The 24,034-nt window shown below is 47.3% G+C and carries 19 protein-coding genes; 13 read left to right on the top strand and 6 right to left on the bottom strand.

The window, feature by feature from the left end; genetic code table 11:
• Window position 1: 1 nt before the first annotated feature.
• From T433_RS0113620 to T433_RS0113655, 8 genes are all read left to right on the top strand, one after another.
• Entirely contained in the window at window positions 2–3,316 is a 3,315-nt protein-coding gene (locus tag T433_RS0113620; protein ID WP_044110033.1) for an AAA family ATPase, read from the top strand.
• Complete coding sequence (locus T433_RS0113625; protein ID WP_081778512.1) at window positions 3,313–3,918, top strand: double zinc ribbon and FHA domain-containing protein; 606 nt, start codon at window positions 3,313–3,315, stop codon at window positions 3,916–3,918. Before T433_RS0113620 ends, T433_RS0113625 begins: the two co-directional genes overlap by 4 nt.
• Window positions 3,919–3,926: 8 nt before the next feature.
• Window positions 3,927–4,673 (top strand): PP2C family protein-serine/threonine phosphatase, encoded by a 747-nt coding sequence (locus tag T433_RS0113630; protein ID WP_027456170.1) that lies wholly within the window; start codon window positions 3,927–3,929, stop codon window positions 4,671–4,673.
• Window positions 4,674–4,689: 16 nt separating this feature from the next.
• The gene (gene metA / locus T433_RS0113635) at window positions 4,690–5,607 is read left to right on the top strand and encodes a homoserine O-acetyltransferase MetA (protein WP_027449781.1); all 918 of its coding nucleotides are present in this window, start codon (window positions 4,690–4,692) and stop codon (window positions 5,605–5,607) included.
• Complete coding sequence (locus T433_RS0113640) at window positions 5,607–7,466, top strand: peptidase U32 family protein (RefSeq protein ID WP_027449782.1); 1,860 nt, start codon at window positions 5,607–5,609, stop codon at window positions 7,464–7,466. Before metA ends, T433_RS0113640 begins: the two co-directional genes overlap by 1 nt.
• A complete protein-coding gene (locus T433_RS0113645; protein ID WP_231478006.1) occupies window positions 7,459–8,442 on the top strand; it encodes a zinc ribbon domain-containing protein in 984 nt (327 codons plus the stop codon). Before T433_RS0113640 ends, T433_RS0113645 begins: the two co-directional genes overlap by 8 nt.
• 488 nt (window positions 8,443–8,930) lie before the next feature.
• A complete protein-coding gene (locus T433_RS15605) occupies window positions 8,931–9,284 on the top strand; it encodes a hypothetical protein (protein ID WP_052342084.1) in 354 nt (117 codons plus the stop codon).
• A 27-nt stretch (window positions 9,285–9,311) separates the two neighbouring features.
• Window positions 9,312–10,220, top strand: a complete 909-nt coding sequence (locus tag T433_RS0113655) for a putative 2-dehydropantoate 2-reductase (RefSeq protein ID WP_027456171.1) — start codon at window positions 9,312–9,314, stop codon at window positions 10,218–10,220.
• Window positions 10,221–10,281: 61 nt separating this feature from the next.
• Here the strand turns inward: T433_RS0113655 and T433_RS0113660 are convergent, their stop codons facing one another.
• Complete coding sequence (locus T433_RS0113660; RefSeq protein ID WP_027449785.1) at window positions 10,282–10,686, bottom strand: DUF3127 domain-containing protein; 405 nt, start codon at window positions 10,684–10,686, stop codon at window positions 10,282–10,284.
• Window positions 10,687–10,849: 163 nt separating this feature from the next.
• Here T433_RS0113660 and dnaN point away from each other — a divergent pair, with 163 nt between their 5' ends.
• The 4 genes from dnaN to porD all read left to right on the top strand — a co-directional run bounded on the left by dnaN (window position 10,850) and on the right by porD (window position 15,146).
• Window positions 10,850–11,974: a DNA polymerase III subunit beta gene (dnaN, locus tag T433_RS0113665; RefSeq protein WP_027449786.1), complete on the top strand. Its 1,125-nt coding sequence runs from the start codon at window positions 10,850–10,852 to the stop codon at window positions 11,972–11,974.
• A gap of 126 nt (window positions 11,975–12,100) precedes the next feature.
• Window positions 12,101–12,961: a 3'-5' exonuclease gene (locus T433_RS0113670; protein ID WP_027449787.1), complete on the top strand. Its 861-nt coding sequence runs from the start codon at window positions 12,101–12,103 to the stop codon at window positions 12,959–12,961.
• A 10-nt stretch (window positions 12,962–12,971) separates the two neighbouring features.
• Entirely contained in the window at window positions 12,972–14,204 is a 1,233-nt protein-coding gene (coaBC, locus tag T433_RS0113675; protein ID WP_027456172.1) for a bifunctional phosphopantothenoylcysteine decarboxylase/phosphopantothenate--cysteine ligase CoaBC, read from the top strand.
• Window positions 14,205–14,216: 12 nt separating this feature from the next.
• Window positions 14,217–15,146 carry a type IX secretion system protein PorD gene (gene porD, locus T433_RS0113680; protein ID WP_044110036.1) on the top strand — a complete coding sequence of 310 codons (930 nt, stop codon included), beginning with the start codon at window positions 14,217–14,219 and terminating at the stop codon, window positions 15,144–15,146.
• Between the two features lie 107 nt (window positions 15,147–15,253).
• Here the strand turns inward: porD and galE are convergent, their stop codons facing one another.
• The 5 genes from galE to T433_RS0113705 form a co-directional block, all read right to left on the bottom strand.
• Complete coding sequence (gene galE / locus T433_RS0113685; protein WP_027456174.1) at window positions 15,254–16,294, bottom strand: UDP-glucose 4-epimerase GalE; 1,041 nt, start codon at window positions 16,292–16,294, stop codon at window positions 15,254–15,256.
• A 159-nt stretch (window positions 16,295–16,453) separates the two neighbouring features.
• On the bottom strand, window positions 16,454–18,376 hold the full coding sequence (locus tag T433_RS0113690) for a sensor histidine kinase (RefSeq protein WP_027456175.1): 1,923 nt from the start codon (window positions 18,374–18,376) through the stop codon (window positions 16,454–16,456).
• Window positions 18,369–19,676: a HAMP domain-containing protein gene (locus tag T433_RS0113695; protein WP_248616534.1), complete on the bottom strand. Its 1,308-nt coding sequence runs from the start codon at window positions 19,674–19,676 to the stop codon at window positions 18,369–18,371. Before T433_RS0113695 ends, T433_RS0113690 begins: the two co-directional genes overlap by 8 nt.
• Before the next feature lie 182 nt (window positions 19,677–19,858).
• Window positions 19,859–21,772: a HAMP domain-containing histidine kinase gene (locus T433_RS0113700; protein ID WP_027449793.1), complete on the bottom strand. Its 1,914-nt coding sequence runs from the start codon at window positions 21,770–21,772 to the stop codon at window positions 19,859–19,861.
• Window positions 21,765–23,261 carry a HAMP domain-containing protein gene (locus tag T433_RS0113705; protein WP_155808520.1) on the bottom strand — a complete coding sequence of 499 codons (1,497 nt, stop codon included), beginning with the start codon at window positions 23,259–23,261 and terminating at the stop codon, window positions 21,765–21,767. The genes T433_RS0113700 and T433_RS0113705 overlap by 8 nt, the downstream gene beginning before the upstream one ends.
• Window positions 23,262–23,764: 503 nt before the next feature.
• Here T433_RS0113705 and T433_RS0113710 point away from each other — a divergent pair.
• Window positions 23,765–24,034: helix-turn-helix domain-containing protein (locus tag T433_RS0113710; protein ID WP_027456178.1), on the top strand; the 270-nt coding region annotated here is incomplete at its 3' end.

Below are 24,034 nucleotides of genomic sequence, written 5' to 3' on the forward strand. Positions count from 1 at the left end.
TATGAAGTGCGAACATTGTCAAACTGAAAATAGAAGTAGCGCCAAGTTCTGTAAGCGCTGCGGACAGCCGCTCGTGGTGCAGAACGCACTCGACAAGCTGGTTGGCCTTGACGAGGTGAAGTCTCAGCTGAAGACGATTGTGGACACTTATTCCTTCTTACGAACTCGTAAGGATATTGCCAGTGTGCGACTTTCGGTCAATGCAATCATCATTGGTGAGACAGGTACCGGTAAGACCATGCTTGCTAGCACTATTTGTGACTACTTCTGTCAGCATAAGATTATACAGTCGCCCAAGTTAACAATGGTAGATGCTGTCGATTTCCAGCGTTTCGTTGATCATTGGGACGAGAATATACAGAAAGCACAAGGAGGAATCTTATTCTTCGACAACGTGCAGAAGCTGCTGCCAGATAAGTATTCTAATCAGGTGAACCCGCTTGACAAGCTCTTTGTGGAGATGGATCATTGGAATGATGATCCTATTGTGGTAATGGCAGGTCTTCCTAAAGGATTAGATGACTTTTTGGAGAGTAATCCTGCGGTAAAGAACCGTTTCAAGTACACATTCAGACTTCCAACGCCAGGCTATCAAGAGCTTTGCGACATCGCACGTCAGGAGCTGCGTGTTAAGTATGGTATCGGTGTGTTCTCGGTTGAGGCAGAAAAACACCTCACGCGTTTCTTTAAGTATCAAATTAAGATTAAGGATGATACTTTCGGTAATGCGCATGTAGCCATGAAGACGGCCGAAGATATCTTTACTTCGTTTATAAGTAGAGGTGCTCAGGCTGCCTGTGTCGAGCGCGATGATATTAAGGGTTATGTGCCCGAAGAGCGGTCATTAGATGATATCCTCCACGACCTTGATACGTTCATTGGTATGGACGAAGTGAAACAGACCGTCAAAGAGATTGCCTATTCTGTTCAAAACAATATGCAGCGTGTTGAGCGTGGCTTAGGGCTGCAAGACAAGATGTCTATGCATATTGTCTTGACGGGTAATCCTGGTACTGGTAAGACAACCATAGCGCGTAAGTTGGGCGAGATTCTAGCATCAATTGGCTATCTCGATTCTGGACATGTTGTCGAAGTGGATCGTTCAAAGATGGTGTCACAGTATCAGGGCGAGACGCCCAAGGTGGTCAACCATCTCTGTGACAAGGCTATGGGTGGAATCTTGTTTGTGGATGAAGCTTATACGTTGGCACCGGTCAGTCAGTCTGGAGAACGCGACAACCAAGGCGCACAGGCTCTGGAGACGCTGATGAAACGCATGGAGGACGACCGTGGCAAGTTTGTGGTCATCGCTGCCGGCTATCGCACCGAGATGGAGAACCTGTTCCGTGTGAACCCAGGTATGCGTAGTCGTTTCACCTACTTCCTCAATATTGAAGACTATACCCCCGAGGAACTGTTCAGTATATTATCTGTTTTTGCCAAGGACAAACAGTATATATTTAACCCTGAGGCCGAGGAACTGACACGCAAGGTTATCAGCGATATGTACCAACAGCGTGACAAGGACTTTGCTAATGGTCGTACGATGCGTTCACTCTTCGATCAAATCTGTAAACGTCAAGCTAAGCGATTGCAGACGGGCGATATCATTACGATGTCAAACGAAGAATTAATAACCATCTGTAAGGAGGATATCCCATACGAAGCACCTAAGGAGGTTGACTACACCGAGTGCCTTAAGAAATTTGAAGGTATGGTGGGTCTTGATGCTGTTAAGAAGGAGATTACCAACTTGGCATCATACCTGAATTTGCAGGTGAAACGTGGCGAAGGCAATACTTTCCAAGGAAAGCACTATGTCTTCACGGGTAATCCCGGTACGGGTAAGACCACAGTAGCCAGAATTATGGCTGATGTGTTCCGCTCGCTGGGTATCCTGACCCGCGGACAGCTGGTAGAAGCTGACCGTTCGAAACTGGTGGCTGGTTATAGTGGTCAGACGGCCATTAAGACTAATCAGTTGATAGATTCTGCCATTGGTGGTGTGCTGTTTATAGATGAGGCTTATACACTTAAATCGTCAGATGGCGACACCTTTGGTTCAGAAGCCATTGATACCTTGTTGAAACGTTTGGAGGATGATCGTGGCAAATTTATCTGTATTGTGGCTGGATATACCGACCAAATGCACGACTTTATTGATTCGAACCCAGGTTTGAAGAGTCGATTCACACAGACCATTCACTTCGATGATTATAAGCCAGAGGAATTGACACAGATATTCGGACATCTGGCTGCAGAGAAGCAATTCACCATCGACGAGGAGACACAAGGTGCTATTCAGCGAATGTTCGAACAGCTATACTTGCGACGCGACAAAAACTTCGGCAACGCTCGTGAGGCACGCCGCGTGTTTAATGAGGCCGTGGAGAAACAAAGTCAGCGCCTAGTGCAGCAGATGAACACACCTGGCTTCCAAGAGGAAGATATGTTCAAGTTGACCATTGCGGATCTACCAATGACGCAGAGTCAGGCAGCACGTCCGCTCGACGAGGTACTCAACGAGTTGGATATGTTTATCGGCATGCGTTCTGTTAAGGATAACATTCGCCGCTTGGCCGTGCAGAGCATGTTCATGAAGCAGCGTGCGGCTATGGGAGCTGGCAAGGTGCAGCAGATGGCCATGAACTTCGTGTTGACAGGTAACCCTGGTACCGGTAAGACCTCTATTGCTCGTAAGATGGGTGAGATCCTCCAAGCTATGGATATCCTAAGTACTTCTCATGTAGTTGAAGCTAGTCGAGCAACACTGGTGGGAAAGTATATGGGAGAAACTCCTAAGATTGTAAATGCCATGTGTGACAAGGCGATGGGTGGTATCTTGTTTATCGATGAGGCCTACACGCTGAGCGACCAAAACGACCAATATGGTAAGGAAGCCGTTGAGACACTGATGAAGCGCATGGAGGATGACCGTGGTAAATTTGTGGTCATTGCTGCAGGATATAAAAACAAGATGGACGAGTTCTTGATGTTGAACGCAGGACTTGCAAGTCGTTTCACTCACCGTTTGCACATCGATGACTATACGAATGACGAGCTGCTGGAAATCTTCAAGAAGATGGCAGAGAAGGATCAGTACATCTTGTCGCCAGCAGCAGAGTTCAAGGCGTTAGATATTATCAGTCGCATGGTGATGTCAAAGGACGAAACCTTTGGTAATGCGCGCGAAATGCGCAATATGCTAGATGAAACCATTCAGCAGCTATCTATGCGTGTGTCGCAGATGCCGCCTGAGCAGATTACAAAGGAAACATATCAGTTAATTTTACCTGAAGATATTAAAGAAAGATGATTATTTGCCCAAATTGCAAGGAAGAAATAGATGATGATTCCCACTACTGTGATCAGTGCGGACAGCCTTTGGCTTACTGTGAGCGTTGTGGTAGAGTGGGGATGGGACGTCGTTGTACGGCCTGTGGTGGACTGATGATATCAGCCGATGAATATCAGCGCCGCATTACGAACAATGGTCTTTTTACATCGTCAACGTCTATTAGCTATATGTCGATGTCAATACCATCGAACAATGGTGGTGCTGGAGCTCATCCCTATGTGGCACCAGCTGCAGGCATATCGTCACGACCAGTGGCAGGTGTACCGCAGATGGTTCTTTTTAATGATTCGCTAAACATACGTATCATAGCAGAGGATGGAGCTATAATTGGTCGTCGAGAAGGTCCTTATGCCCAGCTTCTTAAGCAACATAAGTATGTGTCGGGCGTTCATGCACAGTTGCGTTATAAGCCTGGCATGGGCTGGTGTGTAGCAGACCGTAACTCGTCTAACGGTACAAAGTTGAATGATCATCAGCTTCAGCCTGATGTCGAGATGTCATTGAAAAACGATGATATTTTGACTATTGCTAATGTTAGTTTACAAGTAAAGATTTATTAATTAAATACATGACCATGAGACATTTGTTTATAACAGCTGCCAGTCATACAGGCTGTGTCAGAAGCAAGAATGAGGATATGGTTCTTGTTGGCGATTGGTGTGCGCGCAATGCCAAAGTGAGAAAAATTGTAACCCTTGAAAAAACCGATCGCTACCTCTGTTCTGTAGCCGATGGTATGGGTGGTTATAGTGGTGGAGATATTGCGAGTAAAGAGGTGCTAAATAATCTGCAGTTCTTTTACAGCGATATTCCTACCGGACTTAGTGATGAGGAGTTTCGTAAACTCTTTGACGATTGGTTGCGTAGCATCTCCATACAAATTAGTTCGCAGGGCCTGTCTAATAAAGAGTGTTCAGATATGGGAACCACTCTTGTGGCTTTCGCATATTATCAGGGGCAGTTTTATTGGATTAACTGTGGTGATAGTCGCTTGTATTTGCTCCATGATGGTCATCTACAGCAACTGACCACCGATCATACACTTAATTCTGCTCAGCATTCGGGCTATGTGACAAACTGTATTGGTGGCGGCAATAAGCACAGCTATATCGATATGGAAAACTTCACTAAGCTGTTTCGCGATGGTGACACCCTGCTTCTTTGCAGCGATGGCCTTTCGGAAATGGTCAACGAAGAGAGTATTGCTCAGCTACTCAACGATGGTTTTGATGCAGATGCCTTGTGTATGGCTGCAGAAGATGCCGGTGGTATAGACAATGTCTCTGCCATCGTCATAAGAACACAAGATATATAATAGTAAGTAAAAAACTATGCCTCTTAAATTACCAGATAGACTTCCTGCCATAGACCTACTTAAGCAGGAAAATATTTTCGTGATGGATAACTCAAGGGCGCATGCACAGGATATTCGTCCGCTGCGTATTGTGATATTGAATCTGATGCCCTTGAAGATAACGACAGAAACCGATCTGATTCGTTTGCTATCAAATACCCCTTTGCAGATTGAAGTTAGCTTTATGAAACTGCGTAGTCATACGCCAAAGAACACCCCCATCGAACATATGATGATGTTCTATCGCGATTTTGAACTACTGCGCCACGAGAAGTTCGACGGCATGATTATCACTGGTGCTCCAGTAGAAGGTATGCCATTTGAGGAAGTAGGGTATTGGGATGAGATAACAGAAATCTTTAATTGGGCTCGCACACACGTGACGAGTACCTTATATATATGTTGGGCAGCTCAGGCAGGTTTGTATCACTATTATGGTGTACCAAAGTATCCTCTGCCCAAGAAAATGTTTGGTATCTTCGAACAGCATATTCTAGAACCACATCTTCCCATATTCCGTGGTTTCGATGATGTGTTCATGATGCCCCACAGCCGACATACAGAGATTCACCTCTCCGACATTCAGAAGCACGAGGAACTGCATGTGGTGGCTAACTCAGAAGATAGTGGTGTCAGCATCGTTATGGCACGTGGAGGCCGTGAGTTCTTCATCACAGGTCACATGGAGTATTCTCCCAATACGCTTGATAATGAATATAAACGTGACTTGGGCGTACGTGATGATGTAGATCTGCCTCGCAATTATTATCGCCATGATGATCCTTCGCAGGATCCTCTGGTAACATGGCGTGCGCATGCCAATCTTTTCTATAACAATTGGATCAACTATTACGTCTATCAAGAGACGCCATACGACATTAATCAAATTAAATAATGAGAGCACTTGAACTATTGGCTCCTGCCAAGAATCTGGAATACGGAAAAGCCGCCATAGATCATGGCGCTGATGCCGTTTATATTGGAGCTAGTCGTTTTGGCGCGCGTGTGGCTGCTGGTAATAGTTTGGAAGACATTGCTGAGCTTTGTCGATATGCTCACTTGTATGGCGCCAAGGTCTATGTAACGGTCAATACGATTCTTTTCGACCAGGAAATCGAAGATACTCGACTTTTGCTGCATGGTCTTGAGCAGGCTCGTGTTGATGCCATCCTGGTACAGGATATGGCCGTGTTGCAGATCATGCACGATGAGGCAATTAAGGTGGCTGTACATGCCTCTACGCAGACCGACAACCGAACGGTAGAGAAGGTACAGTGGCTTAGTGATCTTGGCTTTCGTCGCGTGGTGCTGGCGCGTGAGTCGTCGCTTCGCGATATAGAAAACATTCATCAGAAGTTGCCTGATACAGAACTCGAAGTTTTTGTTCATGGTGCCCTGTGTGTAAGTTACTCAGGTCTCTGCTATGCGTCGCAGTACTGCTTCGACCGCAGTGCAAATCGTGGCGCATGTGCACAGTTTTGCAGGATGAAGTTCGATTTGGTCGATGCCAATGGGGTGGAGTGGGAGCATCAGCGCCACTTGCTATCATTGAAGGATATGAACCAACTGTCTAACCTTGAGGCCTTGGCTGATGCAGGTGCTACGTCGTTTAAGATTGAAGGTCGATTGAAGGATCTGTCGTATGTCAAGAATGTTACGGCTGCCTATAGTGAGGCCCTCAATCAGTTGGTGACGCGTCATCCAGAGCGCTATCAGCGAGCATCAAAAGGGCGCTGTACCTATACTTTCCGCCCCGACTTGAACCGCACGTTCAATCGTGGCTATACTACTTATTTCCTTGGTGACAAACGTCAACCCGTATGGTCGCCAAATACCCCCAAGGCACTTGGTGAATATGTCGGGAAGGTGAAGGAACTGCGCGGCAATTCATTTAATGTAGCAAGTGTTGCTGCCTTTGCCAATGGTGATGGACTCTGTTTCATCAACGAGCAGCGCGAGTTGGAAGGCTTTCGTGTTAACCGTGCCGAAGGCAACCGCCTCTATCCGCTCAAGATGCCTCGTGGCTTGAAGCCAGGAAGTGCGCTCTATCGTAGTAATGATCAGCAGATGGAACGCCTTTTGGCAAAGCCTAGTGCCGAACGCAAGATACCTGTGGTGATGTCGCTCCATGCGACTGATAGTGGCTTCTCTTTGTCGATGGATGAAGTCGTTTCTTTTAATGAAAACGGTCATGTTTTGTCGAAAGAAGAAGTGGTGGCTACTATCGAAGCAGAACTCCAAGTGGCACAGAAACCACAACGTGAGAATATTGTCCGACAACTGGAAAAACTAGGTGGCACACCCTATGAGTGTGTAGAGGTACGATTGCCTGATGACTTCAACTATTTCATTCCAAGTAGTTTGTTGGCCAATCTGCGTCGTCAGGCAGTAACCCTGTTGCAACAACGTAGTGAGAACACAGCAGCTGCCACACCGTTGAAAGAGCTGCCCTTGCTGCCACCGCCGCCCTATAAGCGTAGCTACTCTTATAATGTATCTAACAGTTTATCTCGTTCGTTCTACGAACAGCGCGGTGTAAAGCCGGAGCCAGCCTTCGAGCTCCGTCAGCCTGCTGATGCCCAACTGATGCAATGTCGTCATTGCATTCGATTCTCGATGGGATATTGTGTCAAGCATGGTGGTAAGCGTCCCGAGTGGAAAGAGCCCCTGCGATTACGCTTGTCCGACGGCCGTGAGTTCCGATTGGAGTTTGATTGTGTACAATGTCAAATGAATGTTTATGCCGATGCGTAAGGTTGTATATCTTCTTCTAGTTCTATCTTTGACGTTCACTAGTTGTTATCGTCAAGAGGTGGAAACCTCTGATGCGTGGGAGTTGACCGACGATCAGTTGGACTCCATCTCCTTCTATACAACTCATCATTATACACGCAACTACAATTTCTTCGTGAAGGCCGATTCTGTGCAGCTTATCAATCAGCAGCCATCTGAGTATCTGAGTGGCATGCTGATAGATACATTCTCTGTGAAGAGAGGTGATCGCTTGGTTGTAGCCGATATTATGACAATGCCTTCAGATTCTATCGATTCAGTGTGGGTTCAGGTGGCTCGCGACCAGCTGACCATGGGGTGGACACACGAGAGTGAGCTGCTGAAGGGAGTGGAGCCTGATAATCCTATCTCGCAGTTTATTGATTCCTTCTCCGACACCCACCTGCTCATCTTTATGGCATTTCTTTCCTTGGTGGTAGCCACGTTCATTATTCGCCATCTTTATCGCAAACGTGCGCGTTTGGTGCATTTCAATGACATAGGTTCGTTCTATCCCACCGCTCTTGCACTCCTGGTGGCGTCGTCGGCCGTATTCTATAGTACCATACAATTAGCCGATCCCGATTCATGGCGCCACTACTACTATCATCCCACGCTCAATCCCTTTGCCGTTCCTCTTCACCTTGGACTTTTCCTGGCTTCAGTTTGGGCCATGCTGCTCATTGGTTTAGCTACGCTCGATGATATTCGTAGACATCTGTCCACCACAGAAGCATTTTTCTACTGCCTAGGTTTGGCTGGAGTTTGTGCCATTGATTATGTCGTGTTCAGCATCTCCACCTTATATTATATAGGATACCCATTGCTTGTAGTATATTATGTTTATGCTATCAGGTGCTATATTCACACCAGCAGGGCAAAGTACTTCTGTGGCCGTTGTGGTGCAGGACTGCAAGAAAAGGGCGTCTGTCCGCATTGTGGTGCGATGAATACCTAAATAATCCCAATTAAAAGTGCCGCTATTTGTTCTGAATAGTGGCACTTTTGTTTGCCGATAGTGCCACTATTCCGTCTTAATAGTGGCACTATAGCGTCTTTCGACTTAAGTCAACAGACCTTTCGACTTAAGTCGTGAACTCTGTTGACTAGAGTCGAAAGGTCTGTTGACTTAAGTCGTGAATTACCGAAGTGGTGCTTTTATGTCAGTAAAGTGTCATTATTAGGTTGGAAAAGAACTCATCTCAAGTCATGATACTTCTGGAAACTTCAACGGACAGCATGGCTTGCCGCTCCAACTAGGTGAAGATGTTTGCATGAAATTCCAAAGCGTAAAAAAGAGACACTTTAATTTGCATATTCAGATGTAAATGCTTATTTTTGCAAACAGAAATACGCACTTACTTTTATTCAGAATGTAATTTCGTATGTTTGAAAAGCCAGCAAAACTGGACGAAGAGTATTTATATAAACTTTACTATTAACATTATGAAGAAACTATTTATGTTGATCCTGATGACTGTGGCATGTTGCACGGTTCAGGCCCAAAACGTAGTAACAGTTAAAGATGCTTCGAATATGACTGCCAAGGAACTGAAACAGGCAGCCAAAGAACAGAAGAAGAAAGAAAATGCCATCAAGGCAGAAGTGAAGGCAAAGGCTGCAGTTTTGAAGGCACAGAAGAAGTATCAAGCAGCACAAAAGGCAGCTGAAAAGGCAGCCAAGAAAGCTGAACAAGCTCAGAAGGCTGCTGAGAAAGCTTCTAATAAAGCCGAGAGTGCTCGTAAAGCTTACGAGAAGGCACAGGATAAACATGCCGATGCTGCTAAGGTCGTAGAATAACGTTTGCGCATCTCCTTATAGAATATCATGAAATATGCAATCATAGGAACAGGGGCCATTGGTGGTTACTATGGCGCCAAATTAGCATATAGTGGACAGGATGTTCACTTTCTGTTGCATAGTGACTATCAGTTCGTACGTGAACACGGTTTGCGTGTTCAGTCTTGCGACGGCTCTTTCCATTTACCTCATGTAAATGTATATCAGCGTACGGCAGATATGCCCCAGGTTGATGTGGTAATTGTGGGACTAAAGACCACTAATAATCATTTACTAGCAGAGATGTTGCCACCATTGCTTCATGAAAATACTATCGTAGTGCTTATACAGAATGGCGTTGGTGTGGAGCAAGATGTTGAGCAAACCTTTCCTGGCATACAACTCGTTGCTGGTCTGGCTTTTATTTGTTCTGCTAAGACAGAGCCGGGTGTGGTCAATCATCAATGCTATGGACAGATAAACTTTGGCAACTATTCTTGTCGCGATGCACAAATGTTTAATAACCTGGTGGAGGAGTTTTGCTCGGCAGGTATCAAAGCCGGTGTGGTGGATTATACTGAAGCCCGTTGGCGTAAAGCCGTGTGGAATATGCCGTTCAACGGCATGACAGTTGCCCTCAATACGCAAACCGACTGCTTGTTGAAGAACCCTTCTACGCGTGTACTCATCCGCGACTTGATGATGGAGGTTATTAGCGTCCCTAAGGCTCTAGGTATCAATGCCATCGGTGAAGACTTTGTAGATAAGATGATACAGATGACCGACGAGATGACACCCTATTCGCCCTCTATGAAACTCGATTTCGATTTCCATCGTCCTATGGAGATACAGTATCTTTATACGCGACCTATCGAAATAGCGCATAAGGCTGGCGTCCGATTGCCAAAGTTGGAAATGCTCGAGGCAGAACTCCGATTCATAGATTCACAACGATAAAAGGAAGAACCGATAGGGCTCTTCCTTTTATCGATATTGTCGTATAGAACTATAGTTTCAATTAGAAGGGCAGGTCATCAGCCGTGCCTTCACCTGCGGGTTCCTGAGCAGGGGGGAAGGGAGCTGTAGCTGCAGAGTCAGCTCCGGGAGCTGCCTGAGGTGCGAATGGTGTTGCGGCGGGAATTTGGCCGGCTGCACCACGCTGTATGCTGTAAGCACGAATCTCGTTGAACCAGCGTCCGTTATACTCGTGAGCATCAATGTCAAACGATACGGTAATTTCCTCACCAGCCTGAATGTTGAACTGTTTGATGCGGTCCTCGCCAAATACGCGGAACATCATTTTGCGAGGATATTGTCCGGGTACTTCAATGACGTACTCCTGGCTCATCCAAGAGTTACCTGTACGAGCAGATACACCGCTGTTTGCCTGAAGAATGGCAATCACTTTTCCTGTTAAATCCATTTCTATTGTTGATTATTTTAATTGGTTTTTTGCAAATTCGTTTGCGAAATTACTAAAAAAGATTGAAATCTCACAATTAATTAGCAATTATTTTGCTACTGACTAACTTTTTTTGTATTTTTGTAGTCCGAAACTGTAAACATCAAACATTATTATTTATAGTATGAGATTTACCATATCAAGTACAGCATTGAGCAGCCGACTGGTAGCTCTTTCAAGAGTAATCAATAGTAAAAACTCTTTGCCTATTCTGGGTGATTTCCTCTTCGAAATTGTTGATGGAAAACTGAACCTGACGGCATCAGATAGCGAGGTGATGATGAAGACCTCGCTCGACTTGGTAGATACCGATGGCGACGGACGCTTCTGCGTGGGCAACCACGATCTGCTTGAGGCCGTTAAGGGTATCTCTGAGCAACCTATCACTTTCGATGTTAATCAGACAGAGAAATTGGCTAAGATCAGCTATCAGAACGGTATGTTCTCGCTGCCCGTTGAGAATGCTGACGAATTCCCCCAGGCACAACAGGTAAGCGACAGCGCTACTACAATCAATATCCCCACATCTTTACTGGCAGAAAATATCAACCGTTCTATCTTTGCCACAGCTCAAGACGAGTTGCGCCCAGTGATGAATGGTATCTATTTTGACCTTACACCTGATTGTTTGGCAGTAGTGGCTAGCGATGGCCACAAGCTGGTGCGCAATAAGATTATGACCATCAGCAGTGACCAACCTGCTGCTTTCATTCTGCCTAAGAAGCCAGCTTCGCTTCTGAAGGGCGTGCTGGGCAAGCAGGGTGGAGACGTTGTCATTCGTTTCGACGAGCGTAATGCCGAGATCAATTTTGAGGATGGCGTCATTCTGTGCCGCCTGATTGAAGGTCGTTATCCTAATTACAACTCAGTGATTCCTCAGAGCAACCCCAATCAGCTCACTGTCGATCGTCTGGGATTGCTGGCTGCTCTGCGTCGCGTACAGCCTTTCTCTAACGACTCTAGCAATCTGATTCGCTTCCACGTGGAGAATGGCGTGCTGCAGCTCGATGCCGAGGATTATGACTTCTCGAAGACAGCTACAGAGAAAATGTCGTGCGACTACAACGGCATGCCTATGAGCATTGGTTTCAAGGGATCTTCATTCATTGAGATTCTGAATAACTTCGACTGCGAGCAGGTCATCATACAGTTGGCCGATCCTAGTCGCGCAGGTTTGGTTATTCCTTCCGAACAGCCCGAGAACCAGGACGTGCTGATGCTCATGATGCCCATGTTGATAAATGATTAATCTAGCCCCCTAAGTTAGGGGGATGGGGGTCTGAACAAACGCAGACCCCCATATTCTTGTTATATATTGTGTCTGATTGTCGTTTGTTCAGACCCCTAATCCCCTATCTTAGGGGACTTATTTAAAATGAAACTGAATCTAACAAAACCATTGATAGTCTTCGATTTGGAGACGACCGGTCTTGATTTAGTCAAGGACCGCATCATCCAGATTTCCTTTATCAAGGTGATGCCTAATGGCGAAGAGGAACGTGGCGACTATCTGATCAATCCCGAGTGCCACATCCTGCCTGTCATTACCGAGTTGACTGGCATCTCGGATGATGATGTTAAGGATAAGCCCACCTTCAAGCAGGTGGCAAAGACCCTGAGCGATAAGTTTACGGGTTGCGACTTTGCAGGTTTCAATTCAAATCATTTCGATATACCTTTGCTGGCAGAGGAGTTTCTGCGTGCAGGCATCGACTTCGACTTTTCAAAATGTCGCCTGATTGATGCTTGCAACATTTTTAAGAAGATGGAACGTCGCAACCTGGCTTCTGCTTATAAGTTCTATTGTGGTCGTCGCATGGAGGATGACTTCGAAGCGCATCGTGCCGATCAAGATACCGAGGCTACCTATCGTGTTCTGATGGGACAGCTCGACTACTACACAGAGGAGCATCAGCGCGAGTTAGGCGAGGACACCGAAGGACGAGTGCTTGCCAACGATATGGATTGTCTGGCAGAGTATTCTAAGACGAATAATAATGTTGATTTCGCCGGTCGTGTTGTGTGGGGCGAGGCTAAGGATGCACAGGGAAACACCATCTTAGACAAAGATGGAAAGCCTGTACTCGTAGAGTGTTTCAACTTCGGAAAGTACAAGGGACGCACCGTGGTCGATGTTCTGCAGCATGATCCCGGCTACTACTCTTGGATTATGGGTGGCGACTTCACCTATAATACTAAGCAGGTACTCACGCGCATTCGCATGCGTTCCATTTAGACAATAGTTCATGTTACAAGGAAAGAAAATAGTTCTAGGTATCACTGGGTCAATTGCGGCCTATAAGTCGTGTCTCATCATTCGCGAACTGGTGAAGCGTGGCGCCGAGGTTCAGGTGGTTATCACACCGGCAGGAAAGGAGTTTATCACGCCTATCACTTTGTCGGCCTTGACACAGAAACCTGTGGTCAGCGAGTTTTTCTCTCAGCGTGATGGAACATGGAACTCTCACGTGAAGTTGGGCTTGTGGGCCGATGCGATGCTTATTGCGCCTTGCACAGCTTCTACGTTGGGCAAGATGGCTCATGGCGTAGCTGACAACATGCTGATAACTACATATCTGTCGATGAAGGCTCCCGTATTTGTGGCTCCAGCTATGGATCTTGATATGTATGCTCATCCCACCACTCAGCAGAATATGGAAACGCTGAAAAGTTTCGGTAACCACATCATTGAACCGCAGAGTGGTTTCTTGGCTTCCGGTCTTGAGGGTAAGGGACGAATGGAGGATCCCGAGAAGATAGTTTCATATCTTGATAATTATTTCTCTGCAACACCTTCTAATGCCGCCTCTTCTGGTGCCACGCATACGGCAGAACTTTCTGGTAAGAAGATTCTTATTACGGCAGGTCCTACTTATGAGAAGATAGATCCAGTGCGTTTTATTGGAAATTACTCTAGTGGAAAGATGGGTTATGCCCTCGCTGAGGAGTGTGCCAACAGAGGTGCAGAGGTCGTTCTTGTTTCAGGCCCTGTGTCGCTTACAACGTCTCATCCTCGTATTAAGGTGGTATCAGTCGAGAGTTGTCAGCAGATGTATGCGGCAGCTACCGAGTCATTCCCATCATGTCAGGCAGCCATTCTGTGTGCTGCTGTTGCCGATTTCCGTCCTGCTGAAGTGGCAGAACAGAAGATCAAACGAGTGGGGCAGACAATGGATATACATCTGGTGCCCAATCCCGATATTGCTGCCCAGTTAGGTAAGATGAAGAAGCCTGATCAGGTGCTGGTAGGTTTTGCTTTGGAAACCAACGATGAGCAACAAAATGCCCAGCACAAACTTGAGAAGAAGAATCTGGATTTTATAGTTCTTAATTCACTTCGTAATGCTGGCACTTGTTTCCAAAGTGACCAGAATCAGGTGTCTATCATCTCTCGTGATGGCAAGCGTGATTACGATCGTAAGCCTAAGAATGCTGTGGCCAGCGATATCGTTGATGAATTATGTAACCGTATTCACTAATTCGTTTCGTTTATGAAGTGCTTCATATTGCAGTCTTTCAGATCTGTCTGCTCCGTCATCGTTGCCTTGTTTCTGCTCTCCGTACCAGCTGCGGCACAGGAGTTGCAGGTGCGCATCAATATCAACTCGCAGCAGGTGCAGGGCACAGATAAATCTGTGTTTGATAATCTGAAACAGACGTTGGAGCAATTCATGAACGAACGCCAGTGGACAGACCTTCAGTTTCAAGAGAATGAGCGTATTGATTGCACGTTCAATATCTCTGTCACCAAGTATGACGCCTCAAATAATCGTTTTACTTGTACGGCCATGATACAAGCCAATCGACCGGTATATAATTCGGCATATACCACCACGCTTTATAGTAACCGCGACAAGAACTTCGACTTCGACTTTGTTCAGTTCGACCAGTTGAACTTCAACGAGGAGGTGATCGACAATCAGCTGGTGGCGCTGATGGGCTACTATGCCTTCCTGATCATTGGCATCGACCTCGACAGCTTCTCGCCTATGGGTGGTACCGATGTGCTGCAGCGCTGTATGAACTTGGTCAATAATGCACAGGATTTGGGCTTTGCTGGATGGAAGTCGTTTGAGGATTCACGCAATCGTTTTGCTATTGTAAACGATTATTTGGACGAAGCGCTCAAGCCTTTCCGCCAACTTCAGTACGACTACTATCGTATGGGCCTCGACGAAATGGCATCCAACGTAGAGCGTGGTCGTGGCAATGTGACCACTGCTCTTGCAAACTGCTTAAAGAAGGCTCACGACAACAAGCCTCTTAGCTTGTTACCTCAGATATGGACCGACTATAAGAAGGATGAGTTGGCCAATATCTATAAGGGTAAAGGCACTCAGAAGGAGAAGGAAAGTGTCTATGATATCCTTTTTGGTATCAATGCTTCTCAGAATAATTCTTGGGAGAAGATTAAGCAATAAGGCAGACGTTTTTGTGTTGACACAAAATAAAATGGGTCTCGATTCTCATCGGGACCCATCACAACACAAACACAAAATCAGTGTCCTTTTATAGACGACTGTTTCTTTTATTGAATGCCGTCTTCGCGCAACTTCTGCTGCCAGCGCCAAGCGGTCTTCAGTACCTCTTCTGTTGGGGTGTCGGCCTTCCAACCAAGCACCTTGTTGGCCTTATCTACATTGCCCCATACCTTTTCGATGTCACCTTCGCGACGTGGTGCATAGGTCCAATTCAGTTTCACGCCAGTGGCCTTCTCAAAGCCCTGTACAACCTCAAGTGTTGACAATCCCTTGCCGGTACCGATGTTGAACACCTCTACGGCGTCTGTCTCGGGCTTGTCGAGTACGCGCTCCATAGCCTTAACGTGTGCCTTAGCCAGGTCAACCACGTAGATGTAGTCGCGGATGCAGGTGCCGTCGGGTGTGCCGTAGTCGTTGCCGAAGATCTTCAGCTGCTGGCGGATGCCGATAGCTGTCTGTGTGACAAAGGGAATGAGGTTCATGGGTACTCCATTGGGCAGTTCACCGATCAGAGCTGATGGGTGTGCACCGATGGGGTTGAAGTAGCGCAGGATGATGCTCTTGATGGGCGCGCCGCTGTGAATATAGTCTTGTATAATCTCCTCGTTGATTTGCTTGGTGTTGCCGTAGGGTGACAGCGCTTTTTGGATAGGAGCATTCTCTGTCACGGGAAGGTTCTCTTCTGAAGGCTGACCATAGACGGTGCATGATGAAGAGAAGATGATGCCCTTCACGTTGTACTTTGGCATCAGTTCCAGCAGGTTGATTAAGCTACTCAAGTTGTTGCGATAGTAGAGTAGGGGCTTCTCTACGCTTTCGCCCACGGCTTTCGATGCAGCAAAGTGGATGATACCCTCGATGTTGGGGTATTTCTTGAATACGCCTTCCAGTGCTTCCATATCGCAGCAATCTACCTTCTCGAAGACAGGGCGCTTGCCTGTGATCTTTTCGATGCCGTCAACGACATTAGCATTAGAGTTCGACAGGTTGTCGATGATAACTACTTCGTAGCCTGCTTCTTGCAGCTCTACGGTGGTGTGGCTACCGATGAATCCGGTTCCGCCAGTAACGAGGATGGTCTGTTTCATGTATGTTTCCTAAAACTATAGTTTATTAAGTTTAGTGCAAAGGTACAAAAACTTTTGTTTTCCACCAAATTTTTGGGTGATATATGAAGTCTGTGCCCCGCCTTCCCCTCGGTGGGGAGGATGATGTGTGGCTTATAAGACTTCCAATGCCTTTTTTTTCTATTTTGGTACTTCGATGACGAAGCGGCATCCTTCGGTATAGGTGGTGTCGAGTGTCAGGTCGCCACCTAGGTTCTGGGCATGTCGCTTAGCAAGGGGCAGCCCCAGTCCAAGACCTTCGGACAGTACGTCAACTTTGGTGAAGAACTTGAACATCTGCTCGCGTATTTCTTCGCTGATGCCTTTTCCTATGTCTTCTACGATGAATTTGACGGTGGTGTCGGTTTGCTCTATAATCAATTTGATGTGCTGACCATCGGAGTATTTTGCTGAGTTATAGATAATCTCTCGTAAGGTGCGCATCATAAACAGGTGATTTGTGCGAATGGTCTGATTTTGTGGCACATTCATCACAATGTCGATGTGAGACTCTGGGAATGAGCGTGAGATATACTTGATTGTTTCCTGTGCCAGGGTGTAGCAGTTCACGGTTTCATGACGTGCGGTGGTCATCAATTCTTGAGACATACCGGTGTCTGAGCTGTCGTAGAGCATTAATACCATACGATAGAGCATTACGGCGTTGTGAAACATGGTGTTGATGATGCTTTTGGCGTCTTCTTCCGATATGTCGTCGTTCAAGGGACTGTCGCTTGTGTTGATGGTCGTATCGCTCAACACCTGAATGAAACCTACGATGATGTTCAGTGGCGTGCGTATCTGATGTGTCACGTTCTGTATGAAGATGGTTTTCTGTTTTTCGGCCTCCTGTGCTTGTTCGATGGCTTTCGACAGTTCTTCGTTTCGTTTGGCGGTTTGTTCTATGGTGTATTGTTCGATGCCCATGTGTATGTTCATTGATTGCACCATCGTGGCGAAGCTGTTTTGCAATTGGCCAATGACGTCGGTTGACTTGCTCTTCGACACAAATACCTCCATATTGCCGTCGGCAATGCATTGTGTTTTCTCCAGCAATGCATGCAGGGGCTTCATGGCTTCGGATGCTGTCTTGTAGCTCAGTGTCATGATGATGATGAGCCCGAAGATAATCAGTGCGATGACGATGGCTGTCAATTGGTGATAGCCTGCCAGAATTTCGTTGTTTGGACAAACGATGGCGAGACTCCATGTGGTGCCCGGCACGGGCTTATAGCACACCAGGCAACGCTCACCGTCGATAGTCACGTTCATGTTGCCTTCCTTGCCGTTGGTCATTTTGTAGGCCAATGCAATGATGTCGGCATGCTCTTCTTTGTCGGTATTCTCGAAGATGGTGTGTTTGAACAGCAGCCACGTGTTGGGATGCACGAAGTAGCGTCCGTCCTCGTCTATCATCATCACGTAGGAGTTGGGGTAGGGCTTCTCTTTCTGCATCATGATAGACAACCTGAGCAGCGACAGGTCGCTGGAGATGATGCCCCAAATGGTGCTGTCGTTGTCGTAGAGCGGCATGCCGTAGGATGCTATCATGCCGTCGAGTGTCAATCCCAGTGTGTCGTCTTGATCGGAGTAAGCCACCCAGCGAGGCCCTTTTGTCTTAGGAGAGGAGTACCATTTCTGGCTGTGGTAGTCGTAGTCTTCTTCATAAACCGACTGTATGGTGTCGTTTTTCCTGATGGTGTAAACGGACATGTATTTCCCAAAATTGCTGTATTCATAGGGCTCAGCACTGATGGAACATCCGTCCACGCGTGGGTTCAGTGTTACCACGCGGTTGGTGATGGCCAGCAGTGAGTCGGTGTTCGAGTGGCGTTTCACCATCCATTGATAGGCGTGTGTGGCGGTCTCGATGGCCATCAGCTGGCGTTCCAGTTTTTGCACCGTGGCCGACAGGATACTGTTGGCGCGTCCGATGGCCTCGTTGCGTACCATGTTGTGTGATTTGGTGAACAGCACGCCAAGTGTGGTCAAGAAGATAGGCACACCCAGCAGCAGCAGTGTGATGCAGAGTTTGGCCGAGAAGGATTTGCGTATTCTATTCATCGGGGGCCTCCTTTCTTCTGTCGTTTTCCGACTTATAGAGCAGGTTACTCAGCAGTTCGGTAATGACTTGGCTGTTGTGTTCTATGTCGCTAGCCATTTCGTCTAGGCTTTTACTTCCCTTGTTCTGTCGGAAGTCAGATAGTTCTTTCACGTCGTTGAAGATGGCGTGTGCCGGCGGAATCATCTGGTTGGTCATGTTGTGCATGAAGTCCGTCATTGTTTGATCGGCCTTTTTAGCTCGGTCGTAGGCGTCGCTCAGTTCTTCACCGTGTTTACGATAGTTGTTGGTCAGCTGTTCCACCTCTTCTGTATGCATAGCCAGTCGTTTCTGCATTTGCTGGAAGTTGCTCTGCAGTCGTCCTATCTCGTCGTGATGATGCGTGTCGGGTATGGGTTCGTCGTATTTTCCCTTTGCCAGACTTTCGGCTCTCTCCGTCAGCATCTGCAGCGGCTTCAATTGTTGGTTGATGATGGCGTAGCAGAAGAGGAACATCATGATAAGTCCTATGATGGCGATGGCTATTGTCTCGATTTTCAGCGTGTCGTATTCGCCATAGATGTCTTCTTCGGGATAGATGATGCCTGCGCTCCAGTTCATATCGTCGTTGTAGAGGTGTGGCAGATAGCTGCGTTCAAAGGGTTTGTAGAATACAAAAAAGCGTGTGCCGTCGATGCTGAAGGGCATGTATCCGCTTTCGCCCGTCACCATCTTGTGGGCCGCCTCGCTGATATGTTTGTCTGCCGAATGTTCGTAGATGTCGAATACCGTCTCGTTGTTCAGTAACTGGTTGTTGGGGTGCACGATAAATGAGCCGTCGCTATCCAGGAGGATGCAGTACGAGTGTTCTGAGGGCTTGGCTTCCAGCACGATTTTCGACAGGAGATTGAGAGACATGTCCACCGTGATCACGCCCTGACGGTCTGTCATAGGCATGATATAGGTGATGATGGGTTCTTTGTTTTCGTCTCGCTCGGTGCGGCGGTTTTTCCATGTAGGCAGTCCTGTCTGCAAGGGCACGCTGAGCCAGTCTTGTTGCAGATAGTCTTTGTCGAACGTGATGTTGCAACTGATGACGCAAGGATTGGTGTCCACGATTTTCTGTGCGTATTCGCGCACCTTCTCTGGGTTGTCAATGAAGGGTTGTAGGGCGATGTAGATGTTGCCAGTGGTTTGTTCCACTGTCAGCATCACGTTGTCTATGCTTGAGATGGTGGCATCGAGTGTCTGAGAAGCCTTCTGTATGGTGTCGTTTCTGACTTCTCTTTTTGAGTAATGCAGAATCAAAACTAGTGATGCCATGAGCAGTATACCCATAGATAACACGCTTATCACACTTATCTTAAGTGATAAGTTTTTTTTCACAAGGTTAGTAATTCTTTGCATATTTCAATGGCAAATATACAAAGATTCTACTTTTCTACCAAATAAAAAGGCAATTATTTTTCTCTTCGATGGTGTTGGCGTGTGTGGCTTTGCGCTGACTACAAGGGCATTTCGAGGATGAAACGGCATCCATCGGTGTAGTTGGTATCCAGCCAGAAGTCGCCTCCCATTTGTTTGGCGTGCATCTTGATTAGTGGCAGACCTAAGCCCAATCCATCGGTGAACTCGTCCACCTTGTCGAAGAATTTGAAGATGCGCTGCTGGTCGTCTGCCGAGATGCCTTTGCCGGTGTCTTGCACGATGAATTGCACGTGCTCATTCACCAAGCGTATGTCCATTAGGATGTTCTTTCCGTCTGAGTGTCGTATGGCGTTCTGCAGCATCTCAGACACGCTGTATCTCAGTTTCATCTCGTTGGCCTTGATATAGAACTTGGCTGGCAACTCGGTCTTGAAGGCGATGGGCACGTAGTCGTAGACCTTTCGTACAAAGTCTATAATCTCGTGGCACATCTCGTTGGGGTTCACCATCTCATCGATGGTCGTGTTCTTCAGGGCTTCTTTGCCGGTGTCAGAACTGTCGAAGAGCATCAGCATCATGCGGATCAAGCACTTCGAGTTTTTATACATCGTGTCGGCTATCTTTCTGATTTCATCGGGGGTGATGGTAGGCTGTTTGTGGTTGGTCTCAGTGTTGAGCACCTGTGCAAATCCCATGATGATGTTCAGCGGCGTGCGCACCTGGTGTGTCATGTTCTGTATGAACTTTGTCTTCTGGCGGTCGGCCTCCAGCACCTTTTCGGTGGCCTTCTCCAGTTCCTTGTTGCGCTTTTCGGTTTGTTCGGTGGTATAGCGCACGCTGCCCATATAGAAATTCAGCGAGTTCAGCATCTTGCTGTAGCTGTTTTGCAGTTCGCCAATGATGTCTGTGCGGTTGCTCTTGCCGATGTGCACCTCCATGTTGCCATTGGTGATCTCGTTGACTTTCTTCAGCATTTTCTTTAGTGGTCGCATGCTGCGCTTGGCCACACGGTGGCAGGTCAGTGCTGTGATGAAGAGGCCCACGAGCAGCAGCAGTGTCACGATGTGTTTCAACTGTGTGTAGCTCTTTAGTATGTCGCGCTCGGGGCACACCACGGCCAATGTCCACGTGGTGCCGGGCACAGGTTGATAGCACACCAGTGCTTTTTCGCCGTCTATCTCGATGTTCATGCGCCCTGTGGCCCCTTTGGTCATTTCGTGTCCCAGTGCGATGATATCGGCGTCATTTTCAGGCGTCTTTTCGCTGAAAATGGTCTTGTTCATCAGTCGGGTAGAGTCGGGGTGTATGAGGTAGTGTCCGTCCTCGTCGAGTATCATGAAGTACGAGTGTGGATAGGGCTTGATCTTGGCAATCTTCTCCGAGAGCAGATTCATGGATAGGTCTGTAGAGATGATGCCGGCAAAGCGCTTTTTGGTGTTGTCGTAGAGTGGCTTATGATACGAAGCCACCATGCCGTCCAGCGTGTAGGGCAGTGAGTCTGCGGGGTTGTAGTACACCTCCCAACAGGGTTTCTTCAGGTAGCGTGGTATCTTGTATTTGATGACGTTCGTCTGCTCGCATTCTTTGCCCACCACGGTTTGTAGCTCTTTGCCGTTGCGCCCGGTATAGACGGAGTAGGGCTTTATGCTTGTGTCTATCACATCGGGTTCCATGGATATGGAGCATCCGCCCAGATCGGGGTTCATCCATACGATGCGCTGCGAGAAGGCTAGCAGCGAGTCGGGTTTCAGCGCCTCTTCCACCATCCAACTGTTTGAGTTGGTGGCCGACTCGGCGGTTATCAGATAGCGTTTCAGCAGTTGCATGGTGGTGTAGAGTGTGCCGTTGGCTCGCTCCACCGATTGGTCTTTCACGATTCTTCGTGTTTGCACGAACAGCACACCAACCGAGGCTAGGAATAGCGGAAGCGACAATATGAGCAGGCTCAGGCTGATCTTTGCCGAGAATGATTTCTTTAGGAAGTTATTCATGGCTCTCCACCTCCCTTCTCATATCTTCTTCAGACAGGCTCAGTATGTGGTTCAGTGTCTTGGTGATGCTGTAGCCGTTTTCCTGTATGCTGTCGGCCAGTGTGGCAGCCGTTTGTCCCTCGGTGTTGCCGTCCATCTGCCTCAGTTGCTCCACGTAGTTGTCAATATCTTGTGCGGGTTTTATCATCTGGTTGGTGACGTTGTGCAGGAAGGCCACCTTCAGCAGATCGGCCTTTCGTGCCTGATTGTATGCCTTGTGCAACACCTTATTGCGCTCATGCAACATGTTGATTTGCTGTTCCAGTTCGCCAATGTGCTTGGCCAGTGCCAGCTGCATGCGCTCCACGCCGTTGTGCAGTCGGCCCACCTCGTCGTGGCGTTTGTTCTTAGGCAGTTGGCGGTCGTAGTGGCCCAGTGCTATTCGCTTTGCCTGGTTGCTGAGGGTGCTTAGCGGCTTCAGCTGGTGGCGCAGGATGATGAGTGCAAAGACGAACATCAGCACCAGTCCCATGAAGCCCAGCGTCACGGCCATCTTGAACACGCTGTTGTACTCGCTGTAGATGTCGTCCACCGAGTAGGCTATGCCGATGCTCCATCCCGAGTTCTCATTCACGCGATAAGGCGCTTTGGCGTGCATAAAAGGCTTATAGAAAGCATAATACTGGTTGTCGTTGAAGTTTAGGATGTTGTGCGACGACTTGCCGCTTTTCATGTCGTCCACCACTTTCTTGAGCGACTCGCCCTGCAGCTTGTCGGCCGTGTGCGGTATCAAGTGGCTACCATTGGGGTGCACGATGAACGAGCCGTCTTTGTCGAGTACGGCGCAGAAAGAGTGAGTAGAGGGCTTGGCAGCAGCCACAATGTTGGACAGCAGCCCCATGGACACATCCATGCGCACCACGCCGATGGTCTTCATGTTGGCATCGGGAATGGGCATGCAGTACGATATGAATGGTTCATCGCCCGTTTCGCTGTCTTCCTGTGGGTTCAGCCAGATGGCATGTCGCTCGTTGTGTGCTTTTCTCCACCATGTTTGTTCGAAGTAGGGGCGTGTGGGCAGTCGGTTGTCGCGGATGATGGGCGAGTCAGATCCAGGTTGATCGCTGGTCTCCAGTCGGTGCATATACACCATGAAGTAGGGTTCCTGCTTGTAGTAGCCCGGCTGCATGGCGATGACGCATCCCGTCACGTAGGGGTTGGCCTCAATCAGCTGCTGGCAGTAGGTATACATTCTCTCAGGACGTCCCAGATAGTACACCATGTTGAAAAGCATGTTGCCCGCAGTTTCTTCCACGCTGAGCAGTATGTTGTCAATGTTTTCCGAAGTTCCCTGCAGCGTGTTTTCTGCTCGTTTTTCGGCGTCTTCCATGATGGCCTCTTTTGTTTTTACCAGCATGACAGATAGCGATAGCACAAGCAATGTTGTCATAGACAGCACCGCCAGCAGGCTAATTCTCAGCGACAGATCTCTATTTATCTTTTCTAACACTATAGTTTGTTTGCTTTCTTATATGGTTTCTCGAAAGTTTGTTTACTTTCTTATGTGGTTTCTCGAATCTTCCGTGTGTCGTTCGTTCTGTTCTTTTTGCTAATAAGCGAATCTCGGATTTGCTTTTTAATTACTATGTTTTCATATCGTTTGCAAAGATACAAATTTTTTCGGAGTTTGACAATTATTTTAGTTTTATTATGAAAAACTTTTCTTTCTAACATCAGTGTACACGGGGCTTTCGAGATTTTTTCAGCATATGGGTCATTTGGCACAGAGATTGTAGTTGTGCAGCATTGATGTAGGAGTGCCGCTATTGGCTGCTTATAGTGGCACTATGAGGTGGTAATAACGTTACTCTTGTATCTTAATTGTTGTCCTTTTAGATAGGGAGATACCTGTCGTTGTGTTTTAGTAAAAAAGTGACACTTTGTCACGATGTTACGTTGTCTTAGCCTGAAATACGTTGACTCCTGCCAAACCTTTTAAAGTTAAAAAGAGTTATGAGAAAAGGTCAACGTTTTGCACGCGCTTTCAAGCGTGCCGTAGCAGTGGAATATCTGCAAAGTGGTGAGGAACGTAAGGTGATAGCCATGAAATATGGTCTTCCTAACGTCCAAACTGTCAGTAATTGGGTAAGTTTATACCTAACTCCGCACGAAATTGAAACAAAATGTGTAAATTTGCCGCGGGTTAATGTTAATGCAGTAGAGATGGCAAAGGTAGAAACTCCTCAGCCTCAGGTTCCCTTGGAGAGCCAGCAGGCCGTGATA

The organism is Xylanibacter brevis ATCC 19188, from assembly GCF_000621725.1.
GTDB classification, from domain to species: Bacteria; Bacteroidota; Bacteroidia; order Bacteroidales; family Bacteroidaceae; genus Prevotella; species Prevotella brevis.